The organism is Bifidobacterium psychraerophilum (assembly GCF_000741705.1).
In the GTDB taxonomy this organism is placed as follows: domain Bacteria; phylum Actinomycetota; class Actinomycetes; order Actinomycetales; family Bifidobacteriaceae; genus Bombiscardovia; species Bombiscardovia psychraerophila.
This window is the reverse complement of the sequence record NZ_JGZI01000009.1, coordinates 604300-623919: the sequence shown is the minus strand read 5'-3', so window position 1 is coordinate 623919 and position 19620 is coordinate 604300. Positions and strand designations below refer to the sequence as shown.

20 protein-coding genes and 1 pseudogene are annotated in these 19620 nt (G+C 59.2%); 4 read left to right on the top strand and 17 right to left on the bottom strand.

The genetic code is table 11. The features are described 5' to 3' along the window. Window positions 1-9: 9 nt before the first annotated feature. From efp to BPSY_RS06575, 8 genes are all read right to left on the bottom strand, one after another. A complete protein-coding gene (gene efp, locus BPSY_RS06610; RefSeq protein WP_033496771.1) occupies window positions 10-573 on the bottom strand; it encodes an elongation factor P in 564 nt (187 codons plus the stop codon). 222 nt (window positions 574-795) lie between these two features. Beyond that, complete coding sequence (gene tuf, locus BPSY_RS06605) at window positions 796-1995, bottom strand: elongation factor Tu (protein ID WP_033496663.1); 1200 nt, start codon at window positions 1993-1995, stop codon at window positions 796-798. A gap of 196 nt (window positions 1996-2191) precedes the next feature. Further along, window positions 2192-4318, bottom strand: coding sequence for an elongation factor G (gene fusA, locus BPSY_RS06600; protein ID WP_033496664.1), 2127 nt, complete (start codon window positions 4316-4318; stop codon window positions 2192-2194). Between the two features lie 29 nt (window positions 4319-4347). After that, window positions 4348-4818 (bottom strand): 30S ribosomal protein S7, encoded by a 471-nt coding sequence (rpsG, locus tag BPSY_RS06595; protein ID WP_033496665.1) that lies wholly within the window; start codon window positions 4816-4818, stop codon window positions 4348-4350. 3 nt (window positions 4819-4821) lie between these two features. Further along, window positions 4822-5193, bottom strand: a complete 372-nt coding sequence (rpsL, locus tag BPSY_RS06590) for a 30S ribosomal protein S12 (protein WP_033496666.1) — start codon at window positions 5191-5193, stop codon at window positions 4822-4824. 234 nt (window positions 5194-5427) lie between these two features. Next, on the bottom strand, window positions 5428-5919 hold the full coding sequence (locus tag BPSY_RS06585; RefSeq protein WP_081884301.1) for a MerR family transcriptional regulator: 492 nt from the start codon (window positions 5917-5919) through the stop codon (window positions 5428-5430). A 15-nt stretch (window positions 5920-5934) separates the two neighbouring features. Beyond that, window positions 5935-6903, bottom strand: coding sequence for an SDR family NAD(P)-dependent oxidoreductase (locus BPSY_RS06580; RefSeq protein WP_202961786.1), 969 nt, complete (start codon window positions 6901-6903; stop codon window positions 5935-5937). Window positions 6904-6968: 65 nt separating this feature from the next. Beyond that, window positions 6969-7946 (bottom strand): NAD-dependent epimerase/dehydratase family protein, encoded by a 978-nt coding sequence (locus BPSY_RS06575; RefSeq protein WP_081884300.1) that lies wholly within the window; start codon window positions 7944-7946, stop codon window positions 6969-6971. Between the two features lie 114 nt (window positions 7947-8060). On the opposite strand from BPSY_RS06575, the gene BPSY_RS06570 reads away from it, so the two are divergent. Further along, a complete protein-coding gene (locus BPSY_RS06570; RefSeq protein WP_033496668.1) occupies window positions 8061-8399 on the top strand; it encodes a winged helix-turn-helix transcriptional regulator in 339 nt (112 codons plus the stop codon). Here BPSY_RS06570 and BPSY_RS06565 read toward each other — a convergent pair. Then, a complete protein-coding gene (locus tag BPSY_RS06565) occupies window positions 8396-9070 on the bottom strand; it encodes a flavin reductase family protein (protein ID WP_081884299.1) in 675 nt (224 codons plus the stop codon). The genes BPSY_RS06570 and BPSY_RS06565 overlap by 4 nt on opposite strands. A 65-nt stretch (window positions 9071-9135) precedes the next feature. Here BPSY_RS06565 and BPSY_RS06560 point away from each other — a divergent pair, with 65 nt between their 5' ends. Further along, complete coding sequence (locus tag BPSY_RS06560) at window positions 9136-9852, top strand: ArsR/SmtB family transcription factor (RefSeq protein WP_033496669.1); 717 nt, start codon at window positions 9136-9138, stop codon at window positions 9850-9852. A 73-nt stretch (window positions 9853-9925) separates the two neighbouring features. Here BPSY_RS06560 and BPSY_RS06555 read toward each other — a convergent pair whose 3' ends face one another. Next, entirely contained in the window at window positions 9926-10324 is a 399-nt protein-coding gene (locus BPSY_RS06555) for a DUF488 domain-containing protein (RefSeq protein WP_051921816.1), read from the bottom strand. An 85-nt stretch (window positions 10325-10409) separates the two neighbouring features. Continuing rightward, window positions 10410-11366, bottom strand: a complete 957-nt coding sequence (locus BPSY_RS06550) for a YihY/virulence factor BrkB family protein (RefSeq protein ID WP_081884297.1) — start codon at window positions 11364-11366, stop codon at window positions 10410-10412. A gap of 95 nt (window positions 11367-11461) precedes the next feature. Between BPSY_RS06550 and BPSY_RS06545 the strand changes: the two are divergent. Both BPSY_RS06545 and BPSY_RS06540 read left to right on the top strand, forming a co-directional pair. Beyond that, a pseudogene (locus BPSY_RS06545) lies at window positions 11462-12865 on the top strand (ATP-binding protein); the annotation flags it as partial. A gap of 375 nt (window positions 12866-13240) precedes the next feature. Continuing rightward, entirely contained in the window at window positions 13241-13810 is a 570-nt protein-coding gene (locus BPSY_RS06540; RefSeq protein ID WP_033496670.1) for a DNA-deoxyinosine glycosylase, read from the top strand. Window positions 13811-13925: 115 nt separating this feature from the next. Here BPSY_RS06540 and BPSY_RS06535 read toward each other — a convergent pair whose 3' ends face one another. The 6 genes from BPSY_RS06535 to BPSY_RS06510 all read right to left on the bottom strand — a co-directional run bounded on the left by BPSY_RS06535 (window position 13926) and on the right by BPSY_RS06510 (window position 19445). After that, window positions 13926-14129: a hypothetical protein gene (locus BPSY_RS06535; protein WP_033496672.1), complete on the bottom strand. Its 204-nt coding sequence runs from the start codon at window positions 14127-14129 to the stop codon at window positions 13926-13928. A gap of 331 nt (window positions 14130-14460) precedes the next feature. After that, window positions 14461-15141, bottom strand: a complete 681-nt coding sequence (locus BPSY_RS06530; RefSeq protein WP_033496673.1) for a methionine ABC transporter permease — start codon at window positions 15139-15141, stop codon at window positions 14461-14463. Then, window positions 15138-16199: a methionine ABC transporter ATP-binding protein gene (locus BPSY_RS06525; protein WP_202961785.1), complete on the bottom strand. Its 1062-nt coding sequence runs from the start codon at window positions 16197-16199 to the stop codon at window positions 15138-15140. Before BPSY_RS06525 ends, BPSY_RS06530 begins: the two co-directional genes overlap by 4 nt. 133 nt (window positions 16200-16332) lie before the next feature. Beyond that, window positions 16333-17148, bottom strand: a complete 816-nt coding sequence (locus BPSY_RS06520; RefSeq protein ID WP_033496675.1) for a MetQ/NlpA family ABC transporter substrate-binding protein — start codon at window positions 17146-17148, stop codon at window positions 16333-16335. A gap of 142 nt (window positions 17149-17290) precedes the next feature. After that, the gene (locus tag BPSY_RS06515) at window positions 17291-18370 is read right to left on the bottom strand and encodes a lactate/malate family dehydrogenase (RefSeq protein ID WP_081884296.1); all 1080 of its coding nucleotides are present in this window, start codon (window positions 18368-18370) and stop codon (window positions 17291-17293) included. A gap of 64 nt (window positions 18371-18434) precedes the next feature. Beyond that, complete coding sequence (locus BPSY_RS06510) at window positions 18435-19445, bottom strand: ketopantoate reductase family protein (RefSeq protein WP_033496677.1); 1011 nt, start codon at window positions 19443-19445, stop codon at window positions 18435-18437. Window positions 19446-19620 lie beyond the last annotated feature (175 nt).

Genomic DNA, 19620 nt, shown 5'->3' with positions numbered 1-19620 from the left:
TTGTGTTCCTCAGTTCTCTCTGCCGAGATAAGAACCGTCGCGCGTATCCACCTTGATGTGTTCACCCTCGTTGATGAAGAGCGGAACCTGAATCTCGGCGCCGGTCTCCACCGTGGCGGGCTTGGTTCCCGCGTTGGACCTGTTGCCCTGCAGACCGGGCTCGGTGTGGGAGACGACCAGCGTCACCGAAGCCGGCAGTTCGACCGACAGGGGGTTGCCGTCATGGAAGCTGATGATGCAGTCGGTGCCTTCCAGCAGGAAGCGCTCCTGGTCGCCGATCAGAGCCTCCGGGATGTTGACCTGCTCGAAGTTGGTCATATCCATGAAGACGAAACTTCCATCGTCACGATAGGAATACTGCATCGTGCGGTTGTCGACGGTCTCGAACTCGACCTTCATGCCGGCGTTGAAGGTCTTGTCGACGATCTTGCCGCTCAGCACGTCCTTCATCGTGGTCCGCACGAATGCTGGCCCCTTGCCCGGCTTCACGTGCTGGAACTTGATTACCGTCCAGAGCTTGCCTTCAAGGTTGAGGACTGAACCGTTCTTAATTTCATTCGTAGTTTGTGCCACGTTCACTCACCTATTCCGAGTCCTCACGGACTACCATAAAAATGCCTTGTCTATTATGCCACATCGTATAAACACGGCTGTTGTGCGCCTGCTTCCCCGACCGGTGCATGCATTGAAGCCCTGTCTCCTGAGACCACCGTCGCCTATGCGCCGGCACGGAGCGGAAGTAGCAAAAGGGGACCTGCCGAAGCAGATCCCCTGATGTGTTATGAGCAGTGAAGACTACTCAAGAACCTTGGTGACACGGCCTGAGCCGACGGTGTGTCCACCCTCACGCACGGCGAAGGTCAGACCTTCCTCCATGGCGATGGGCTGGATCAGCTCGACGGTGAAGGTGGCGTGATCGCCAGGCTGTACCATTTCGATGCCTTCCGGCAGTGCGATGACGCCGGTCACATCGGTGGTACGGAAGTAGAACTGCGGACGGTAGTTGGAGAAGAACGGCGAATGACGGCCACCCTCATCCTTGGTCAGCACGTAGACCTCTCCCTCGAACTTCGTGTGAGGGGTAACGGACTTCGGCGCTGCCACAACCTGGCCACGCTCGACCTGCTCACGGTTGATGCCGCGGAGCAGCAGACCGGTGTTGTCGCCTGCCTCGGCCTCATCCATCTGCTTGTGGAAGGTCTCGATTGAGGTGCAGGTGGTGGTCTGGGTATCGCGAAGACCGACGATCTCGACGTTGGTGTTGACGGCGAGCTTGCCGCGCTCCACACGACCGGTGACCACGGTGCCACGACCGGAGATCGTGAAGACATCCTCGATTGGCATCAGGAATGGCTTGTCCAGATCGTGGACAGGAGTCGGGATGTAATCGTCAACGGCCTCCATGAGGTCCTGAACGGTCTTGACCCACTTGTCGTGATCCGGTGCGTCATCATGCAGCGCGCCGTAGGCGGAGGTGCGGATGACCGGGCAGTCGCGGTCGAAACCGTTCTCGTCCAGAAGGTCGCGGACCTCTTCCTCGACGAGCTCGATGAGTTCGTCATCGTCGACCATATCGCACTTGTTGAGAGCGACGAGAATCTTCGGGACGCCGACCTGCTTGGCGAGCAGCACGTGCTCACGGGTCTGTGCCATCGGGCCGTCGGTTGCGGCGACCACGAGGATCGCGCCGTCCATCTGGGCAGCGCCGGTGATCATGTTCTTGACGTAATCAGCGTGGCCTGGGGCGTCGACGTGAGCGTAATGACGCTTCTCGGTCTGGTACTCGATGTGCGCGATATTGATGGTGATACCGCGCTCCTTCTCCTCAGGAGCCGAATCGATCTGGTCGAAATCGTACTCAGGGTTCAGATCAGGATACTGCTGATGCAGAACCTTGGAGATGGCAGCCGTCAGGGTCGTCTTGCCGTGATCGACGTGGCCAATGGTACCGATGTTAACGTGCGGCTTAGTACGTTCGTACTTTTCCTTTGCCATGTGTTTGTCCTCCTGGACATCTCGTAGTTTGTCTGTGCGAAACCATCGCACAAGGCACTCGCTACATATTACTGGGTATTTGGGTTGTTCGCCACTTGCCGCCCTCCGCCCAGTCAGCAGTCAAAAAGTCTACTGCTGACTGGGGACAGACGGCACGCTGCGCAGTGGCGAGATCGGGGTTCATCACCCCGACTGGCTACTCGCCGCGTTGAGCCTTGATGATCTCCTCGGAGACCGCCTTGGGGACCTCTGCATACGAGTCCATCTGCATGGTGAACATCGCGCGTCCCTGCGTCTTGGAACGCAGATCGCCGATGTAACCAAACATTTCGGAAAGCGGCACCTTGGCATCGATGACCTTGACGCCTGTGGCATCGGTCATCGACTGGATGCTGCCGCGACGTGAGTTGAGATCACCCATCACATCGCCCATGTACTCTTCAGGGGTACGGACCTCGACAGCCATGATCGGCTCGAGGATCACCGGGTGAGCCTTATGCGAGGCTTCCTTGAAGCACATGGATCCGGCGATCTTGAAGGCCATTTCCGAAGAATCGACATCGTGTGTCTGACCATCGGTAACGGTCGCCTTGACGCCGACCACGGGGAATCCTGCGAGGATACCCGATTCCAGGGCCTCCTTGACGCCAGCATCGATGGAAGGAATGAATTCCTTCGTGATGTGTCCGCCGGTGACCTTGTTCTCGAACTCGTAGGTTTCGCCTTCGGTGGTATCGAGAGGCTCGAAGTTCATCAGCACCTTTGCGAACTGGCCTGAACCGCCGGTCTGCTTCTTGTGCGTGTACTCCTGGTTCATCACGGCCTTGCGGATGGTCTCGCGGTAAGCGACCTGCGGCTTGCCCACGTTGCACTCGACATTGAACTCGCGACGCATACGGTCGACGAGGATGTCGAGCTGGAGCTCGCCCATGCCGGAGATCAGGGTCTGACCGGACTCTTCGTCGGTCTTGACCTGGAAGGTCGGATCCTCTTCGGAAAGCTTCTGAAGAGCGATGCCCATCTTCTCCTGATCGGCCTTGGTCTTCGGCTCGACCGCGACCTCGATGACGGGAGCCGGGAAGCTCATGGATTCGAGGACCACGGGCTCCTTCTCGTCGCACAGGGTGTCGCCGGTGGTGACGTTCTTCAGACCCACGAAGGCATAGATATTGCCAGCGATGGCGGCATCAACAGGGTTCTCCTTGTTGGAATGCATCTGGAAGAGCTTGCCGATGCGCTCCTTCTTGCCCTTGGTCGAGTCGAGGACGTTGTCGCCCTGCTTGACCTGGCCGGAGTAGACACGCACATAGATGAGCTTGCCATAGAAGGGGTGGGTTGCGATCTTGAAGGCCAGAGCCGAGAAAGGCTCGCTGGTATCAGGATGACGCTCGATCTCGACGCTTTCGTCACCGGGCTTGTACCCGTCGATGGCGGGAACATCCTCGGGGGACGGCAGGTAGTCGACAACGGCATCCAGCATCGGCTGAACACCCTTATCCTTGAATGCCGATCCACAGAAGACCGGGTAGGCTTCCTTGCTCACTGTGAGCTTGCGAATCGCTCCACGGATCTCGTCCTCGCTGATCTCTTCACCACCGAGGTACTTCTCGAGAAGCGCGTCGTCGGATTCGGCGACCGCATCGAGCAGCTCTGAACGATACTGCTCGGCCTTCTCCTTGAGATCCTCGGGAATGTCGATGGTCTGGTACTTGGCACCGAGATCGGCACCATCCTCCCAGTAGTAAGCAACCATACGGACCAGATCGACCACACCGTGGAATTCGTTCTCGGCACCGATCGGCAGCTGCATCACGATCGGCTTGGCTCCAAGCTTCTCCTTGATGGTGTCCACCGAATAGTAGAAGTTGGCACCCAGCTTATCCATCTTGTTGATGAAGCAGATGCGTGGGACGCCGTACTTGTCGGCCTGACGCCACACGGTTTCCGACTGGGGCTCAACGCCCTCCTTGCCGTCGAACACGGCAACGGCGCCATCGAGCACGCGCAGGGAGCGCTCCACCTCAGCGGTGAAGTCGACGTGCCCTGGGGTGTCGATGATGTTGATCTGGTACTTGTCCTTGGTGTCGTGGGTCTGGCGGTTCCAGAAGCACGTGGTGGCAGCCGAGGTGATGGTGATGCCTCGCTCCTGCTCCTGTGCCATCCAGTCCATCGTCGCGGCGCCATCATGCACCTCGCCGATTTTGTAGTTGACGCCGGTGTAATACAGGATTCGCTCGGTCGTTGTTGTTTTGCCGGCATCAATGTGGGCCATGATGCCGATGTTACGGACCTTGGTGAGGTCAGTGAGCACGTCTTGTGCCATGGTTGTCCTTAGCTCTTTATTCTCTGCTATTACCAGCGATAATGTGCGAAGGCCTTGTTGGCCTCAGCCATCTTATGCGTATCCTCACGACGTTTCACTGAAGCTCCCAAACCATTGGAGGCATCGAGGATCTCGTTGGCCAGACGTTCCGCCATGGTCTTCTCACGACGTGCACGGCTGAAATCGGTGAGCCAACGCAGCGAAAGCGTGTTGGCGCGCACCGGCTTGACCTCGACGGGGACCTGGTAGGTCGCTCCGCCGACTCGGCGTGAACGCACTTCGAGGCTTGGACGGATGTTGTCCAGAGCGCGCTTGAGTACGGCGACCGGCTCTTGCTCGGTCTTTTCCTTCACCTGATCGAGCGCCGTGTACACGATGTCCTCAGCGATCGACTTCTTGCCGTCGAGCAGAATCTTGTTAATGAGCTGCGCCACTACCGTCGAACCGTAGATTGGATCGGGCAGGAGCTGGTGCTTCTTTGCGGGTCCTTTGCGTGACATGTCTTACTTCGCCTTCTTTGCTCCGTACAGGGAACGTCCCTGCTTGCGATCCTTAACTCCCTGGGTATCCAGTGCACCACGGACGATGTGGTAGCGGACACCAGGAAGATCCTTGACACGACCACCGCGCACGAGCACGATGGAGTGCTCCTGCAGGTTGTGTCCTTCGCCGGGGATGTAGGCGGTGACTTCAACGCCCGAGCTCAGGCGCACACGGGCGACCTTACGCAATGCCGAGTTCGGCTTCTTCGGGGTTGTGGTGTAAACACGGGTGCACACGCCGCGACGCAGCGGGCTGCCCTTCAGCGCCAAAGTCTTCGACTTGCGAGGCTTGGCGGAACGTCCCTTGCGGACGAGCTGTTCAATCGTAGGCAACTGATTCTCTCCGATTCAGATGATTAATATTCGGTCTACGTGGAGCCGCCACATTGCAGCCTTGACGCAACCGTAAACGGAGAGTCAGCCACAGTCCACCGGCCCGATGGCCCTCGTTTCTCCCGCTGGACATTGCTGCCCGCGTTCAATGAATCAAGGGATATCCCGCTGCTCAGCACCTATGACATAAGGCACCCAACGGCACACACAATCTGCAACTATATCACATGAAGCTCATGCGGGCGTCGCCGTGGAAGGGAGCGCCGCATGGTAGCTCTCGATTTTGTAGTCGGTGACCTCCAGAGCGAGCGAAAGCTCGTTGATCTGCGCCTGGATGCGTCGTCGTTGCTCGAGCATGAGCTGCCGTCGCTGCCCTATCGTGGCATCGCCCTGCTCCACCAATGAGATGTAGCGCTTGAGATCGCTCATCGTCATTCCGGATACACGCATCCGCGAGAGGAAGACCAGTCTGCGCAGCGCGAAGGCCGAATACACCCGGTACCCTTTGGCGTCGCGGTCGGGATGCACCAAACCCTCCCGCTCGTAGTAGCGCAATGTATATACGGATGTGTTGAGCAGCTTCGCGGCCTGCGCGATCGACAAGGGCGGCGAGGAGGATTCGATGGTCGAATCATTCATCAGCTCACGCAGCACGGCCACCGTGGACGCATCGGGATTCCCTTCGACGCGCTCCATCAACTGCCTGACGAGTGCCTCAGTGGCCATGTTCACACCCTGTCCTTATCTGCCCGGTCGGTTGGAGGGCGCGACGCCCGGGAAATCGGCCGATTGCGAAAGCTCGGCCCACTGCTCGACCGAAGCCAGATTGTCGCTGTAGATGCGCTTCAGATTCCGTACCGCCTCAGCACCGAGAGGCAGCCGCAAGGGGGCGTCCGTATCCTCAAGGACACTGCGAATCACCGCGGCAGCACGTGAGGGATCCCCCTCCTGCGCACCATCGGAAGCTGACATATCGGCGCGGATATCACCCACAATTGAATCATATTCGGCATGTTCAGGGGCTTTCAACAGCACATCACCCCGATTGAAAGCGGTGCGGAATCTGCTCGGCTCGACGATGAGAACCCTGATGCCGAAGGACCTCACCTCTCCGGCCAAGGCCTCCGACCAACCCTCCAAGGCGAACTTTCCCGCCGAGTAGCTGCCCACCGCTGGGAAGGACCCCCGCCCTCCCTGGCTGCTGAGCTGCACGATCCAGCCTGACCCCGCCTGACGCATAGAGGGCAGGACGGCCCTCACCAGCGCCGCGGGACCGAAGAGATGCTGGGCGAGCATATCCCGCAATTGGGCATCGGTGACCTCCTCCGCCGTGCCCACCTGACCGACTCCCGCATTATTGACCAGTACGTCGATCCGCCCGAAAGCGGCGATGGCCCTGTCGATCACATCCTGGGCCGCATCCGTATCCCGCACGTCATGGCGTACCGCCACGAAACGGTCACCGAACTCCTGCTGCAGGGAGGCGAATCGCGACAGATCCCTTGCCGTTCCCAATACGCGCTCCCCTGCGGCCAGGGCGGCCCGTGCCATCGCCAGGCCGAATCCCGATGACGCTCCGGTGATCACCCAAACCCGATCATTCATTCCGGAAGATACCGACGCCTGAGCATCCGATACGCCCGTCTTCGATATCACGGCATTCGGTGCCGCATGCCTCTGTGTCTTGTCTGCTGAGTGTGTTGTGTTCATGCAGCTCACGCTAATGCTTCCAGCGCGCTGGAAGGCAAATCAGGAGTTCGCCCTCCTCATGGGGATCACCGTTCGAGATACCCGATCTCGGAGCGCACGGCCTGCCCGAGGGAATAATGCGGTCTGAATCCCGCTTCCCGTATGGTGGAGTCATCCCAGATCCTTGTTGTGGCGAAGCTCCGATACTCGTAAGGATTGAGCGGTGAGGCGTCGATCCCCTCATCCGAGAGACCAGCCGGGATCGATATGCAGGCGTCATGGGTACCCGTCGCCTCATCCATGCTCGCCTTGAGCTCCGACCAACTCGCGTCGAAACCCTTCACCAGGTATGTACCGCTTATGCCGTGCTCCCCAATCAACACCATCGCCCTGCCAAGATCCCGGGCGTCTATGAAGGATCCACAGGCCTGGCCCTTGCCGACAATCGGGAATCGCCCCGATTGATTCAAACGGTATAGATTCGCGAAGAAGGAACGCTCGCCACGGCTCCCGATGACGCTGGCAGGTCGCAGAATCGTCAATGCGGTGCCCGCCGCTTCGACCGCCATCCCCTGTCGCCCCGGCACTTCGCGTGTGACAATCTCCTCACGGCGCTGCTGGATGCGTTGAATCGGGTATTCGATGAGCGGCTGGTAGCTTTCATCAATGGCTCCACTCCGCTCGAAACCGTAGAGGACGATGGAACTGAGCTGCACGAAATGCCCGACGCCCAGCGCCGAGGCCGTATGAGCCAACCGCCGCGTCAGACCGATCTCCGCCTCGGGATCCTCCGCTTGCGCGGCCGTGCCGGTGGAGGCGATGCAGTTATATACGACATCGCTCCCCCGCATAGCCGCCTGGATCTGCGCCCCATCCCCGTAGTCGACAACCATTACCCGCGCGCCGAAGCCCTCCAGGAGTTGACGCGAGGCCGGAGACCTCACCACGGCGTTCACACCGTGCCCGGCCTTGCATAATTCCTCGACCACATGGCTGCCTATGAATCCGCTTGCGCCGAATACCGTCGCCTGCATATTCCGGGATTTCCCTGCCGCTGCTCCCATACACCGCTCCTCACGCTCGTGTCCAAGGGCCCAAGGGTACACATGGCGATATACAAAATATAGTACTTATATTTTGTATAGCTACTACATTTTTATGTAGTATGCTTGCCTGATATGACCGGAACAGCAGCACCCCGACCTTGCCCTATTGAGAAAACGATGCAGATCATAGGGGGAAAATGGACCTTCCTCATACTGCGCAATATGTTCAACGGGGACACCCGGTTCAACGAAATCCAGCATGACCTCAGCGGCATCAGCCCACGCATGCTCTCCCAACGCCTGCAGCATCTGATGAGCAACGGCATCGTCGAGCGGCATGTCGTGCCGAGTACACCGCCCAGAGTGGAATATCTGCTCACCACCAAAGGCAAGGAGCTTCTGCCGGTCTTCCAGACCATGACGCGCTGGGGCAACACATGGGCGATTATGGAAGGCGATGTCACCCCTTAGACCAGCGTCGGCGTCTGCGTGATCGAGCTTTCCCCCATTTGAGATGTCAGTGTGTGATAGTGACGGAAGTTGTAGATCAGGGGTTTCCACACACGCGGATCCACATGCGAGGTCCCCTCGACGACGATCGCGGGATCGGCATGCACGCGCAGCACTGTTGTCTGGGCGATGACGAAACCGTTGTCGACATCCGGTTCGCAGTGCTTGACCCTCACCTCGATCTGCAATCTGCACTCAGCCACCCGATCGCACCCGACCAGAGCAGCACGCTCCGGGGTCAGACCGACGGCTGTGAATTTGTCATGTACCGGTATGCTGCCGTGCCCGTGCTGCTGCTGTGACCGCTCCCCTCCGGTCATATCGCCAAGACGTTCCACCTGTTCCCAGAGTTCAGGGCCGGCCAGGTTGAGCACCGCTTCACCCCGTTGCATCAGGTTTTCAGCCGTACGGCTTCCGAGGCCCATGCCCAGAACGATGGTGTTGCCAAGAGCCCAGGTGCTGCTCATGGGGGCGATATTCGTGGAACCGTCGGGGTTGGTGGTGCTCAGCAGCACCACCGTATTGCCGTAATACAGCATGCCGGGTGTGATGTCGATATGCGCCGAATCCCGCGCCTCACCCTGAGAACCGTCCGTCGCCGTATCTGATGAAATATGTGTGTAAGTGGTCATACGAGGATTATCACACCGGAACAGTTCCATCACCGTGGAAGCATTCCCGCGCTAGCATGACTACCATGTGCGGATTGGATACAGGCAGCGACATCAGCCAACTGGCATCGGTGCTGGCCGACGCCACCAGGGCCAAGGTCTGCGTGGCGCTGATGGACGGCTGCGCCTGGACGGCCGGCGAACTTGCGCATCACACCCAGACCAGCCCACAGGCCATGAGTTCATGCCTGACGCGTTTGGAGGATGCGCGGATCATCTTACGCATACGCCAGGGCAGACATCAATACGTGCAGCTTTCGGATGAGCGCATGGCAAGGGTCATCGAATTCCTCGGCTCCGTCACTGGCCCAAGCGATGCACCTGTGACTGGGTACCGTCAGGTGCGCGCCGATCAGAGGTTGCGCTATGCCCGCAGCTGCTATAACCATATCGCCGGCCATCTGGGAGTGGACATCGCACAGCACCTGGAGCATCGGGACCTTATCACCATCGAGGACGGCTCGATACGTCTGACCGGTAATGGGCTGCAATGGTTCGAGGATGAGGGCATCAGCATCCCCGAATCCCGCACCGCACCGAGAATCAAAGCCTGTCTCGACTGGACCGAGCGGCATTTCCATATCGGCGGGTATGCCGGAAGCGCTCTCCTCTCATATCTCCTCGACCAGCGCTTCATGGAGAAGGCGGCGCCGAAGCGGGCATTGCACGTCACCGCGGCAGGCAGGGAATGGTTCTCGAAGGAACTGGATATCACGGTTGTCGATCCGACTGCGCGTGCGTGAGCCCCCACGGCAGACCGCGCCACCCGAAGAAGGGCTCCCCGGCATATGGGTCACGCATTACCGCGGGTGCGCGTCAGCTCTCTGACGCTGCCAGATGCTCACGCATGTAGTCCCGCAATACGGCGGCGTGGTTCACGGCGCTGTCCTTGGCCGCGTAGATGAGCGTAACGACCGGATGCGTCCTCAGTATCCCGGTGAGCTCATCCACCGCCGGATTGTCGTCGAGTTCCGTACGGTAGCGCTGGCTGAACTCGCCCATCCGCTCGGGATCATGATTCCACCAGGTACGCAGATCCGGACTTGGAGCGATCTGCTTCATCCATTCGTCGAGATCCGCCCGCTGCTTCGAAACCCCTCTGGGCCAGAGCCTATCCACCAGCACACGGAAGCCATCGGAATCCTCCGACTGCTCATATGCACGTTTGATCCGAATATCACAGTCACATGGAAGCTGTTGTTCTGCTGATCGCATCATCATTTCCCTTCCTTCAGTGCCGAACACCATGCTAGTTCGAATATCACGATGCGGCTGAATCTTCCGCATCGCGAACCTGATCCTATTGCCGATCGGATTGCCGCCGGGATTCCTGCTCGGGCTGTTGCTCCTGTGCTGACGCCTCGGCATCCGATTTACCATGCCCCGGTTGCAGGAGCTCCCCGAGCAGGGCGGCGGCATACATCAGCACCTGCGCGATCAGGTTGAACCAGAGCAGCACGCCGATAATGGCCGCGAATGGCGCCAGCAGCGGGTTCGAGGAGGCACCCGTTATCAAACGCGCGCCGAGCATCTGAATCACGGACAGCGCCAGGGCTCCCACCAGGGAGGTAATCAGCACGGGACGGCGCTCACCCACCTGCGACACCACCCGCAGCAGGATGAGCAGCAAAAGCACATTGAGCACGAATGTCACCACGAAACCGGCCACATCAACCAACACGGAAAAGCCCCAGAAGTCGCTGGAGATGCCGAAGAGATGCAGCACCTGGCGCACGGCCCCTCCGGATATTCCGGTCGCGACGGCGGTGAGCACGAAGAGGATCGCCACCATCAGCACCGCGAGCGCATCAAGTCCTTTGGCCTTGACCATATTCACGTCATCCGAATCGTCATCGATAACCGTCTGCACCGCGTTACGCAATGAGGCGAGCCACGAGATGATCTTCCAGAAGAAGGCGAAGAAGGTGAACAGGCCGGTGATCGTGAAGGTGGTCGAGATGCCACTGAGCGTCGATTGCGATACGATGCCGCCGCCGGAACCGCTGATCAGCCCAGGAACGATGCGCCCGAGAGCTTCGATAAGACCATCGCGGAACGCGGTGTTGGTGGAGAAGAACACACCGAAGGCACTGAACAAGGTCCAGATCCCGGCGAAGAAGGCGAACAGCAGACCGTATGCCAGACCGCCGGCCAGGATCGAACCGTTGTGCGCACCGTAACGATCAAGCACCCTACCCAGCATCGATTGCTTCCACCATGTGCTTACACGATCGACTGTTTCAGAAATTGATCTCATACCCCAACTCTATGGCAGAACTCACGCTGCCCGCTGGCGATTGCGATAGTCTGGGTCTTAATGGTATGGGTCCAGGAACGGAAGAGGCAGACGCCATGCGGGATGATGACTACACCACGAAGATGACCGAACTCATCGAGTTGATGCGCATCATCGGCAACGACACGCAACAGTGCGAAGTCAAAGAGAGCAAACGCAAGCTCTCCTCCACCATCACGGACACGCTTTCGGCATTCTCCAACGGTTCCGGAGGCTATATCATCCTCGGGCTTTCGGAGAAAGCGGGTTTTACACCGGTGGAGGGCTTCAATGCCCGTTCGATGCAGGAGGCCCTGAGCCAGGCCTGTGAGAAGATGACGCCCGTGGTGCGCCCCACCATCATGACCTGCCCCTTCGAAGGCACCAATCTGGTCTTCGCCCAGGTCGAAGAGATGCTTCCACGCGACAAACCCTGCTTTGTGACTTCGCTCGGCGCGTACAGCGGCTCCTTCATCCGCACCGGCGATGGTGACCGCAGGATGACCGGGTATGAGGTCGAAAGACTTATGGAGGAGCATGCCCAGCCCGTGTATGACGCCGAGATGGTGGCCGGAGCGAGCGTTGAGGACCTCAACCCCGCCTTGGTGCATGGCCTGTTGGAAAGGCAACGTGAGCTTCACCCGCATGTATTCGCAGGGCATAGCGACACCCAGATGCTCCAGGAGCTGCGCGTGCTCACCAAGGACGAGCAGCCATCGGCGGATGGAGACGAAACGGAGGGGAACGAAAGCGCCGGGAGCGAGGACCGGGGATCCGAGGAGACGACACCCCGCCGTCCGAAGGGTGCGGACGAGGGAACCGATCATGCAAGGGAGCATGGGAACTCGATCGACCCTTCCTATGCGAATCTGAGACCGACGCTTGCCGGACTCCTCGCCCTGGGCAGGTACCCGCAGCAATTCCATCCCCGTCTGAATGTGACCATCGCCGTCTTTCCCGGGACGAGTCGTGCGGAGGTCTTCGCGCAAGGCGGGCATCTGGTGACCGCGGAAAGCATCACCGGGCCCATTCCCGTGATGATCGATGATGCCGTGGATTCGCTGATGACATGGACCGCGGGCCCTGCGGATGCCGATCCCAGCGGTGCCGGCACCCATCCCCCGGATTATCCGCGTCTGGTGCTGCGCGAATCGATCGCCAACGCATTGATGCATCGCGACTATTCCCCCCATGCGCGAGGCACACAGGTTCGGGTCAACGTCTATACGAATCGGATCGAAGTCATCAACCCCGGTGGATTGTTCGGTTCGGTCACCCACAACACCTTGGGCAATCCGATCATGCCCTCCGCCAGAAACCAATTCCTCGTCTCGATCCTTGAGGCCACCCCGTATCCCGATGGAGGATATGTGATCGAGAACGGCGGGTCCGGATACCAGCAGATCGAAGCCACACTGCGTGCCGAAGGCATGGAGCCCGCGGATATCGACCACACCCTCGACCAGTTCACATTCACCGTCAGCAGACGTCGCGCACTCGACGATCTTGAGGACAAGAACTTCGCCCAGCGCATAGTCACCCTGCTTGAACAGAGACCTTCCGCAAGTGTGCGGGACATCATGGTGGACCTTCATCTCTCCCCGATAGCAGTCGCCACCGGGTTGCGGGCTTTGCTCAACAAGGGTCTTGTGGAATCAGTCACCGCACAACCCCACCCCCAGAAGCAATACAGGCTGCTCAACCCGCATATCGCCTGAGGTGCACGAGCGGGCCGCCGCCGGAGGTCGTATCCGTATGGCGGGAGCGGACAACCGGAGGGGCGCACCCGCACATGCCGTGGCCCGCTAGGGCCGGGTATCGCTTGCTTTGTCTCTCCAAAGGGTTAAGCAAGTGGCATGGGAACTCCACAACACGTCGAGCACGGCTTCGGCCCCGTTTGGAACAGCGATTCATCCGTTCTGGTGCTGGGCTCCTTCCCCAGCCCAAAGTCACGGGAACAGGGCTTCTATTACATGCATCCCAGGAACCGCTTCTGGCCCGTGATGTCGGCCATATTCGCGGATGATACGGCGTGCCCCATCACGGACGACGGGATAGGCACATCACCCCGCCAGCTGCTCGAAGCCCGTCGGAGCTTCGCGATACGGCACCGTATCGCATTGTGGGACGTGCTGGAATCCTGTGACATCATAGGGGCCAGCGACGCCAGCATCCGCAACCCGGTGGCGACCGACCTCGGGAGCATCATCACCCGATCATCCATCCAAAGGATCTTCACGACTGGCGCGAAGGCGGCGACCTTGTTCCGCAGCTATGCGAAGCCGCGTCTTGACGAGCAGGGCCTGGATATCCCGATGACGGCACTGCCATCGACCAGTCCGGCGAATGCCGCGATGCGTCTGCCGGCGCTTATCGAGTCCTATCGCAGCATCGCGATCAGCATCGAACGCGCCTCGGCGCATTGATGTCCCGGAACCTAGCGGCATGCATCGAAGATGAGGCCCTGAGCCGTCAGATTGTTCGCTGCCATGTACGGGGCATCTGGCACCCGGTGCGGCCGTTGCCAACGGCCCTGAGGCGTCACGCGGACTTGGGAACCAGGAAGAGCATGATGCCGAATATCACAACCGCCACGAGCAGAATCGCGTTGAATGCGTTCTTGAATTTTCTGAGGCGTTCCTCCTGCCCGGCGTCGCGGAGTTTCATGACGATGACGAACAGGAAGGCGGCGACGACCATCAGGATGCAGCCCAGCACCAATGCGAGCTTCCATGAAATCCCCATCGCAACCGCCCTTCACATCCCCCGAAGTGTTCTGGTATCAGCATAGCCGCAAGGCGTATCCCACGCGATAGGCATTCCGGTGCCGGAACGATCCGATGCATCCGATATGCCGATGCATTCGACACATCCGACGGCAATGGTGCCTGGCAGGGATAGGCAGGGATATACCCGAGGTATCGCACTTGACAGTCCACTCACGACAGTGCACTTGACCATGCACTCGCGACAGTCGATGAAGCAGTGCACACGTCACTGCACGAATCGGTGCACGAATCAGTGCCCGAGGCGCCTGCATCCCCAGTCACGCCGATGCCCGACTGCCGGTTTATGCTCAGCTGCGACCGTGCGACGCTATCCGGACCGCGATATTGCCGATGACCTGCGTGATGAAGACGATGATCAGAATCAGGACCATGGCGGTGAAGGTCACATCGGTGCGCCCGCGCTGATAGCCGTCCTGCAAGGCGGTGGAACCCAGACCGCCGCCTCCGACCACACCCGCCATCGCCGTAAGGCCGATGAGGTTGATGATGGTGAAACTCGCCGCACGGATCAGGGATACCAGACCCTCGCGCAGATACACCCGGAACACGATGCCCGTATCACTGGTGCCCATCGCCTTGGCGGCCTCCACAACCCCCGGGTCGACCTCAAGCAGGGCGTTCTGCACCTGTCGGGCGAAGAAGGGGATGGTGCCGACGACGATCGGCACGGTGACGGCCGTGGTGCCGATGCTGGTGCCCACCAGAAGGCGGGTGAAAGGCATGATGATGGCCAGCAGGATGATGAAGGGAATCGAACGACCGATATTGACTATCTGGTCAAGGGTCCAGTAGACCACACGATTGGGACGCAGACCGTATTCGCCGGTGACCAGCAGCACGATGCCGAGCAACAGACCGATGACACCCGCTATCACCATTGCGACGGAAACCATCACTATGGTCTCTATCGTGGCCTGAACAAAGTCGTCGGTCATCTGACTTGCATTTGGCAGTAATTGTTCAATCATGCCCTGCGCTCCCCCGTGTTCACCTGCTGGATGGAGATGCCCTCCCCATTCAGGAATTCCTTGGCACTGTCAAGATGATCGTCATTGTCGAAGGTGACCAGCATCGTCCCCAACGGGGTGTTCTGCAGGTATTCGACATTGCCATACATCACATTCGTGGTCAGCCCGAAACGCTTGTACAATTCCACGATCACCGGTTCGGATGCGCGTTCGCCCGAGAACTTCAGCTCGTAGACCTTCCTGCCCTTCGCATATTCGACGATGGTCTGCTCGGCCTGCTCCACATGTGTTGCGGTACGTATGAAATCCGCGGTCAGCTCATGCTTGGGATCGCTGAAGATCTCCGCGACGCCTCCGCGCTCGATGATGCTGCCGGCATCCATCACCGCGACCGTGTCGCATATCTCCTTGACCACCTGCATCTCGTGGGTGATGAGCACGATCGTGATACCGAGGCGCTGGTTGATCTCCTTGAGGAGTTTGAGCACGGCCAGCGTGGTCTTCGGGTCCAGGGCGCTGGTGGCTTCATCGCAGAGCAGAATATTCGGCTCGTTCGCCAGGGCCCTGGCGATGGCCACACGCTGTTTCTGTCCACCGGAGAGCTGGTCGGGGTACGACTTTTGCTTGTCGAGGATCCCCACCAGATCAAGCAGATGTTCGATGCGCTCACGGCGCTCCTGCTTGTTCAATCCGCTGCCTTTGAGCGCGAAGGCGACGTTGTCGAACACCGTGCGTGATTCCATCAGGTTGAAATGCTGGAAGATCATGCCGATGTTTTTGCGCTCTTTGCGCAGCTTCTGGGTTGACAGCCCCAGCAGATCAACGCCATCGACCACCACGGATCCGCTATCCGGACGCTGCAAGAGGTTGATCACACGCACCAGTGTCGATTTGCCGGCACCCGAAAAGCCAACGATGCCGTAGATCGACCCCTTGTCCACGCTGAGGGAGACATGATCCACGGCAGTAACAGCATGCTGTTTCTGCCCGAAGGACACCACGATGTCACTGAGCTCTATCACTTTCGCCTCACTCACCATGCGCTGATCACCACGCATCTATCGGTACTGCACACTGCAAAGGGAGGAGACTGGATACCAGTCTCCTCCAAGGTCTTCGGGATTAACGTTCCGATGCCCCATGGAACGAGAACATCCCTATTATGGCATCCATCCGCTGGATTGCCGCGGATCACCAGGCAGGAATGTCGTTGGTCTTCTCGATGAGCTTCGCCACGGCATCGCTCTGGTATGCCTTGACGATCTTCTTGAAGTCGGCCTTGTCCTTGTCTTCCTTGCGCACGGCGATGACGTTCCTGTAGATTTCGTTCACCTTGTCGATGTGGTCGGTGTCGATGTAGATGGCCGAATCCTTGGGCGTGGTGTGCAGCTGATCGGTCACATAGTTCGTGTTGATCGTTGCGGCGGTCACATCAGGCAGGGCAGCGGCGATCTGGTCGGCCTGCAGTTCCTTGATGGTGATCTTCTTGACGTAGCTTGCGATATCCTTCGTGGTCGGCGAATCCGGGGCGTCGGACTTGAGCTTGATCACACCGATCGCGTCGAGCAGCTGCAGTGCGCGGCCGCCATTGGTGACATCGTTCGGGATGGCGACGGTATCGCCGTCCTTGAGATCCTTGTAATCCTTGATCTTGTCGGAGTACAGGCCGAAGGGCGAGATCAGCGTATAGCCGATAGGCACGAGGTCTGCGTTGTTCTCCTTGTTGAAATTGTTGAGGAAGGCGACGTGCTGGAAGCTGTTGAGGTCAAGGCTGCCGTCCACAAGCGCCGGGTTCTCCTCGGTGTATCCCGAGAAGAGCTTCACATCGATGGTGATGCCCTCCTTCTTCACCTGGTCGCCGACGTATTCCCAGATTTCCTTCTGCTGGTCACTGGCGACACCCACCACATAGTCGTGGCTTTCCTCGGACGATGAGCTGCTGCCGCATGCGGCGAGGCTCAGGGAGGTGATGATCGCGAGCGCTCCAGCCAGTATCTTCTTCTTCATGGTCTCTCTCTTTCACAACACAAAATGCAATGTCCCGTGCCATGCTAGTGAACATCGCGCGGCAAAGACATGGCGCGCCTCATGGAAAAACTTATAGGAACACTTAATTAGAATTGATAACGTCCCGGGTGCCGATGAGACTTCACTCGAAACGGTCATCCCCCTGGTGACGCGGTACGACGACCGGAACCGTTCTGGCGGCCTGGACCGACATCGGCGCAAGTTTGGCGTAGTTGTCCCTCACCGCATCGCAGGAAGCCTCGAAACCCGCACGCTCCTGATCGTTCAAACTCAGCTCGAAGATATCCCCGGCACCTTCGGCGCCGATGACGCTGGGCACCGAGATGAACAGACCATCCTGTCCGTATTCGCCATTCAATTGCACCGAGGCGGACAGCACCACATGCTCATCGTGAAGTATCGCCCGCACGAGCCGGGCCGCCGCATTGCCGATCGCGTATTCGGTGCACTGCTTGCCCCGATACGCCACATATCCGCCTTCACGCGCCTTGGCCTCAACCTCGGCGGCATCCAGGTCGTAGATTCCGGATCCGGCGGACGTCTGGGACTTCCCGGCTTCACCGCCCTGTTCCGCATGATCGCGCGGCCGGGCGGCACCGAGTTCGCTGAGCAGCTTGCCTGCGAAACTGATCGAGGACCAGGCGGCGATCTGGGTGTTGCCGTGTTCGCCGATCATATACGCCTGAATCGATTCAGGCGCAAGACCCGTTTTCAGGGATATGACGGTGCGCAGTCGTGCCGAGTCAAGCACAGTCCCCGTCCCCATGACGTGGCTTGCGGGCAATCCCGAAAGCCTGTGGATCTCGCGGGTGACCACATCGCAGGGATTCGATACATTGACCCAGAAACCCGTGAATCCTGCGGCGGCTATCCTGCCGACATAGGAGCGGACATCGTCAATCGCCTTGAAGAGCTCACCCGTCCGGCTGATCGCGGAAAGCGTGACCTGCCCGGCTGAATTCACGATGATGTCGCACTGCGCCAGGCGCTCGTAATCGGCATGGCAATTGACCACGACCGCACGATGCGGGGCGAACACCGTTGAATCGTTGAGATCCTGGACCTCCGCCGCCAGCTTCTCCTCATTCGTGTCGCAGAGCAGCAACTGATCCGCCACGCCTTGAAGGATGAGACTGTTGGCGACGTGCGGTCCCACGTGCCCGAGACCAATGATGCCTATGGAAACCGGTCGATACGACATAATGCTCCTTGATGCTGTGTTCCTGCAGATCGCTGACGCGATCCCGTCCATGTGCAAGCCGCGGCTAGGCTTTGGCGTCACCCTGATGCGCATGACCGGAGAATTCCGGATGATGGATGCTGAACGCCAATTCGGCCAGATGCAGCTCCTGGGTGGCGAACTCGTGCAGACGGCATTCGTATCCATGCTCGCGTCCGATCGACGCGATGTAGCCGTTGATGTAATCCACTTCCGTCGGACGCCCCTTGGTGAGGTCCTGATACATCGAAGGGTAATGGAGAGGGTGCGCCACGCCTGCGGTATGGCAGATCGTCTCCACCTCGGACTCCCTGGTGCCGAGCAGGGTAAGCCCGGCCTTCTCCGCCGCCGTATACGCCTCATCGACCAACTGTTCGGTCATCCACCGGGCTCCGGGATGCCGCATGAATTCGCCGAAGCGGATCTGGTACATCGTGCACAGTGTGTTGAGCACCGAATTGAACACGATTTTCGCCATGCACATGCCCATGAAGTTGCTGACGATGGTCGGGTTCAACGTGGCCTTGGTGAAATCCTCGTATATATCCTGTTCGACCCGTGCACGGGCCTCGTCCTCATGCTCTTCGTCGTAGGCGCACATATTCATGGCTTTCGCCGTTGCCCCGCCGGTGAAGTTCATATCCCCCGGACCATAGACCTCGGCGCCGATCAGGGCGGTGCCGCCGAAGATATGCGATTTGTCGAAGTAGGCGGCAAGCTTTTCGAAGTGCCCGTAACCGTTCATCGCGGAGAACACATACTGGTGCTCCCGGAACAGGCCCGCACAGCGTTTGAGCACGTCGTCGAGCTGCATCTGCTTGAGGAACACGATCCAGACATCGGGGTCGCCCTGGTATTCCTCAGGATAGAAAATGCTGATCGGGGCGAGATGGCGATCCTGCTCATCCTGGGAGACGTAGACGCCGCCCTGTTCCCGGATCTTCTCGACATTGTCCTGCCAGGTATCGATGAAATCGACATCCTTGCCTGCGAATTCCTGAAGCAGCACACCGTACTGCACACCCATGCCACCGGCACCGATCACCGCATATTTCATTGCAACCCTTCCAACATCATCCGATTGAAGTCGCAGTCGGCATCCCGACCAACCGCATCATAGCTTCGGTATTACTCTGCTCCCAATTCCCGCAGATGTCACGACACGCCATATTCATGTGCGTTTCACACTCCGGCACATCAAATCCTCTGCCGCGCCGGGGCAGGACCATCCC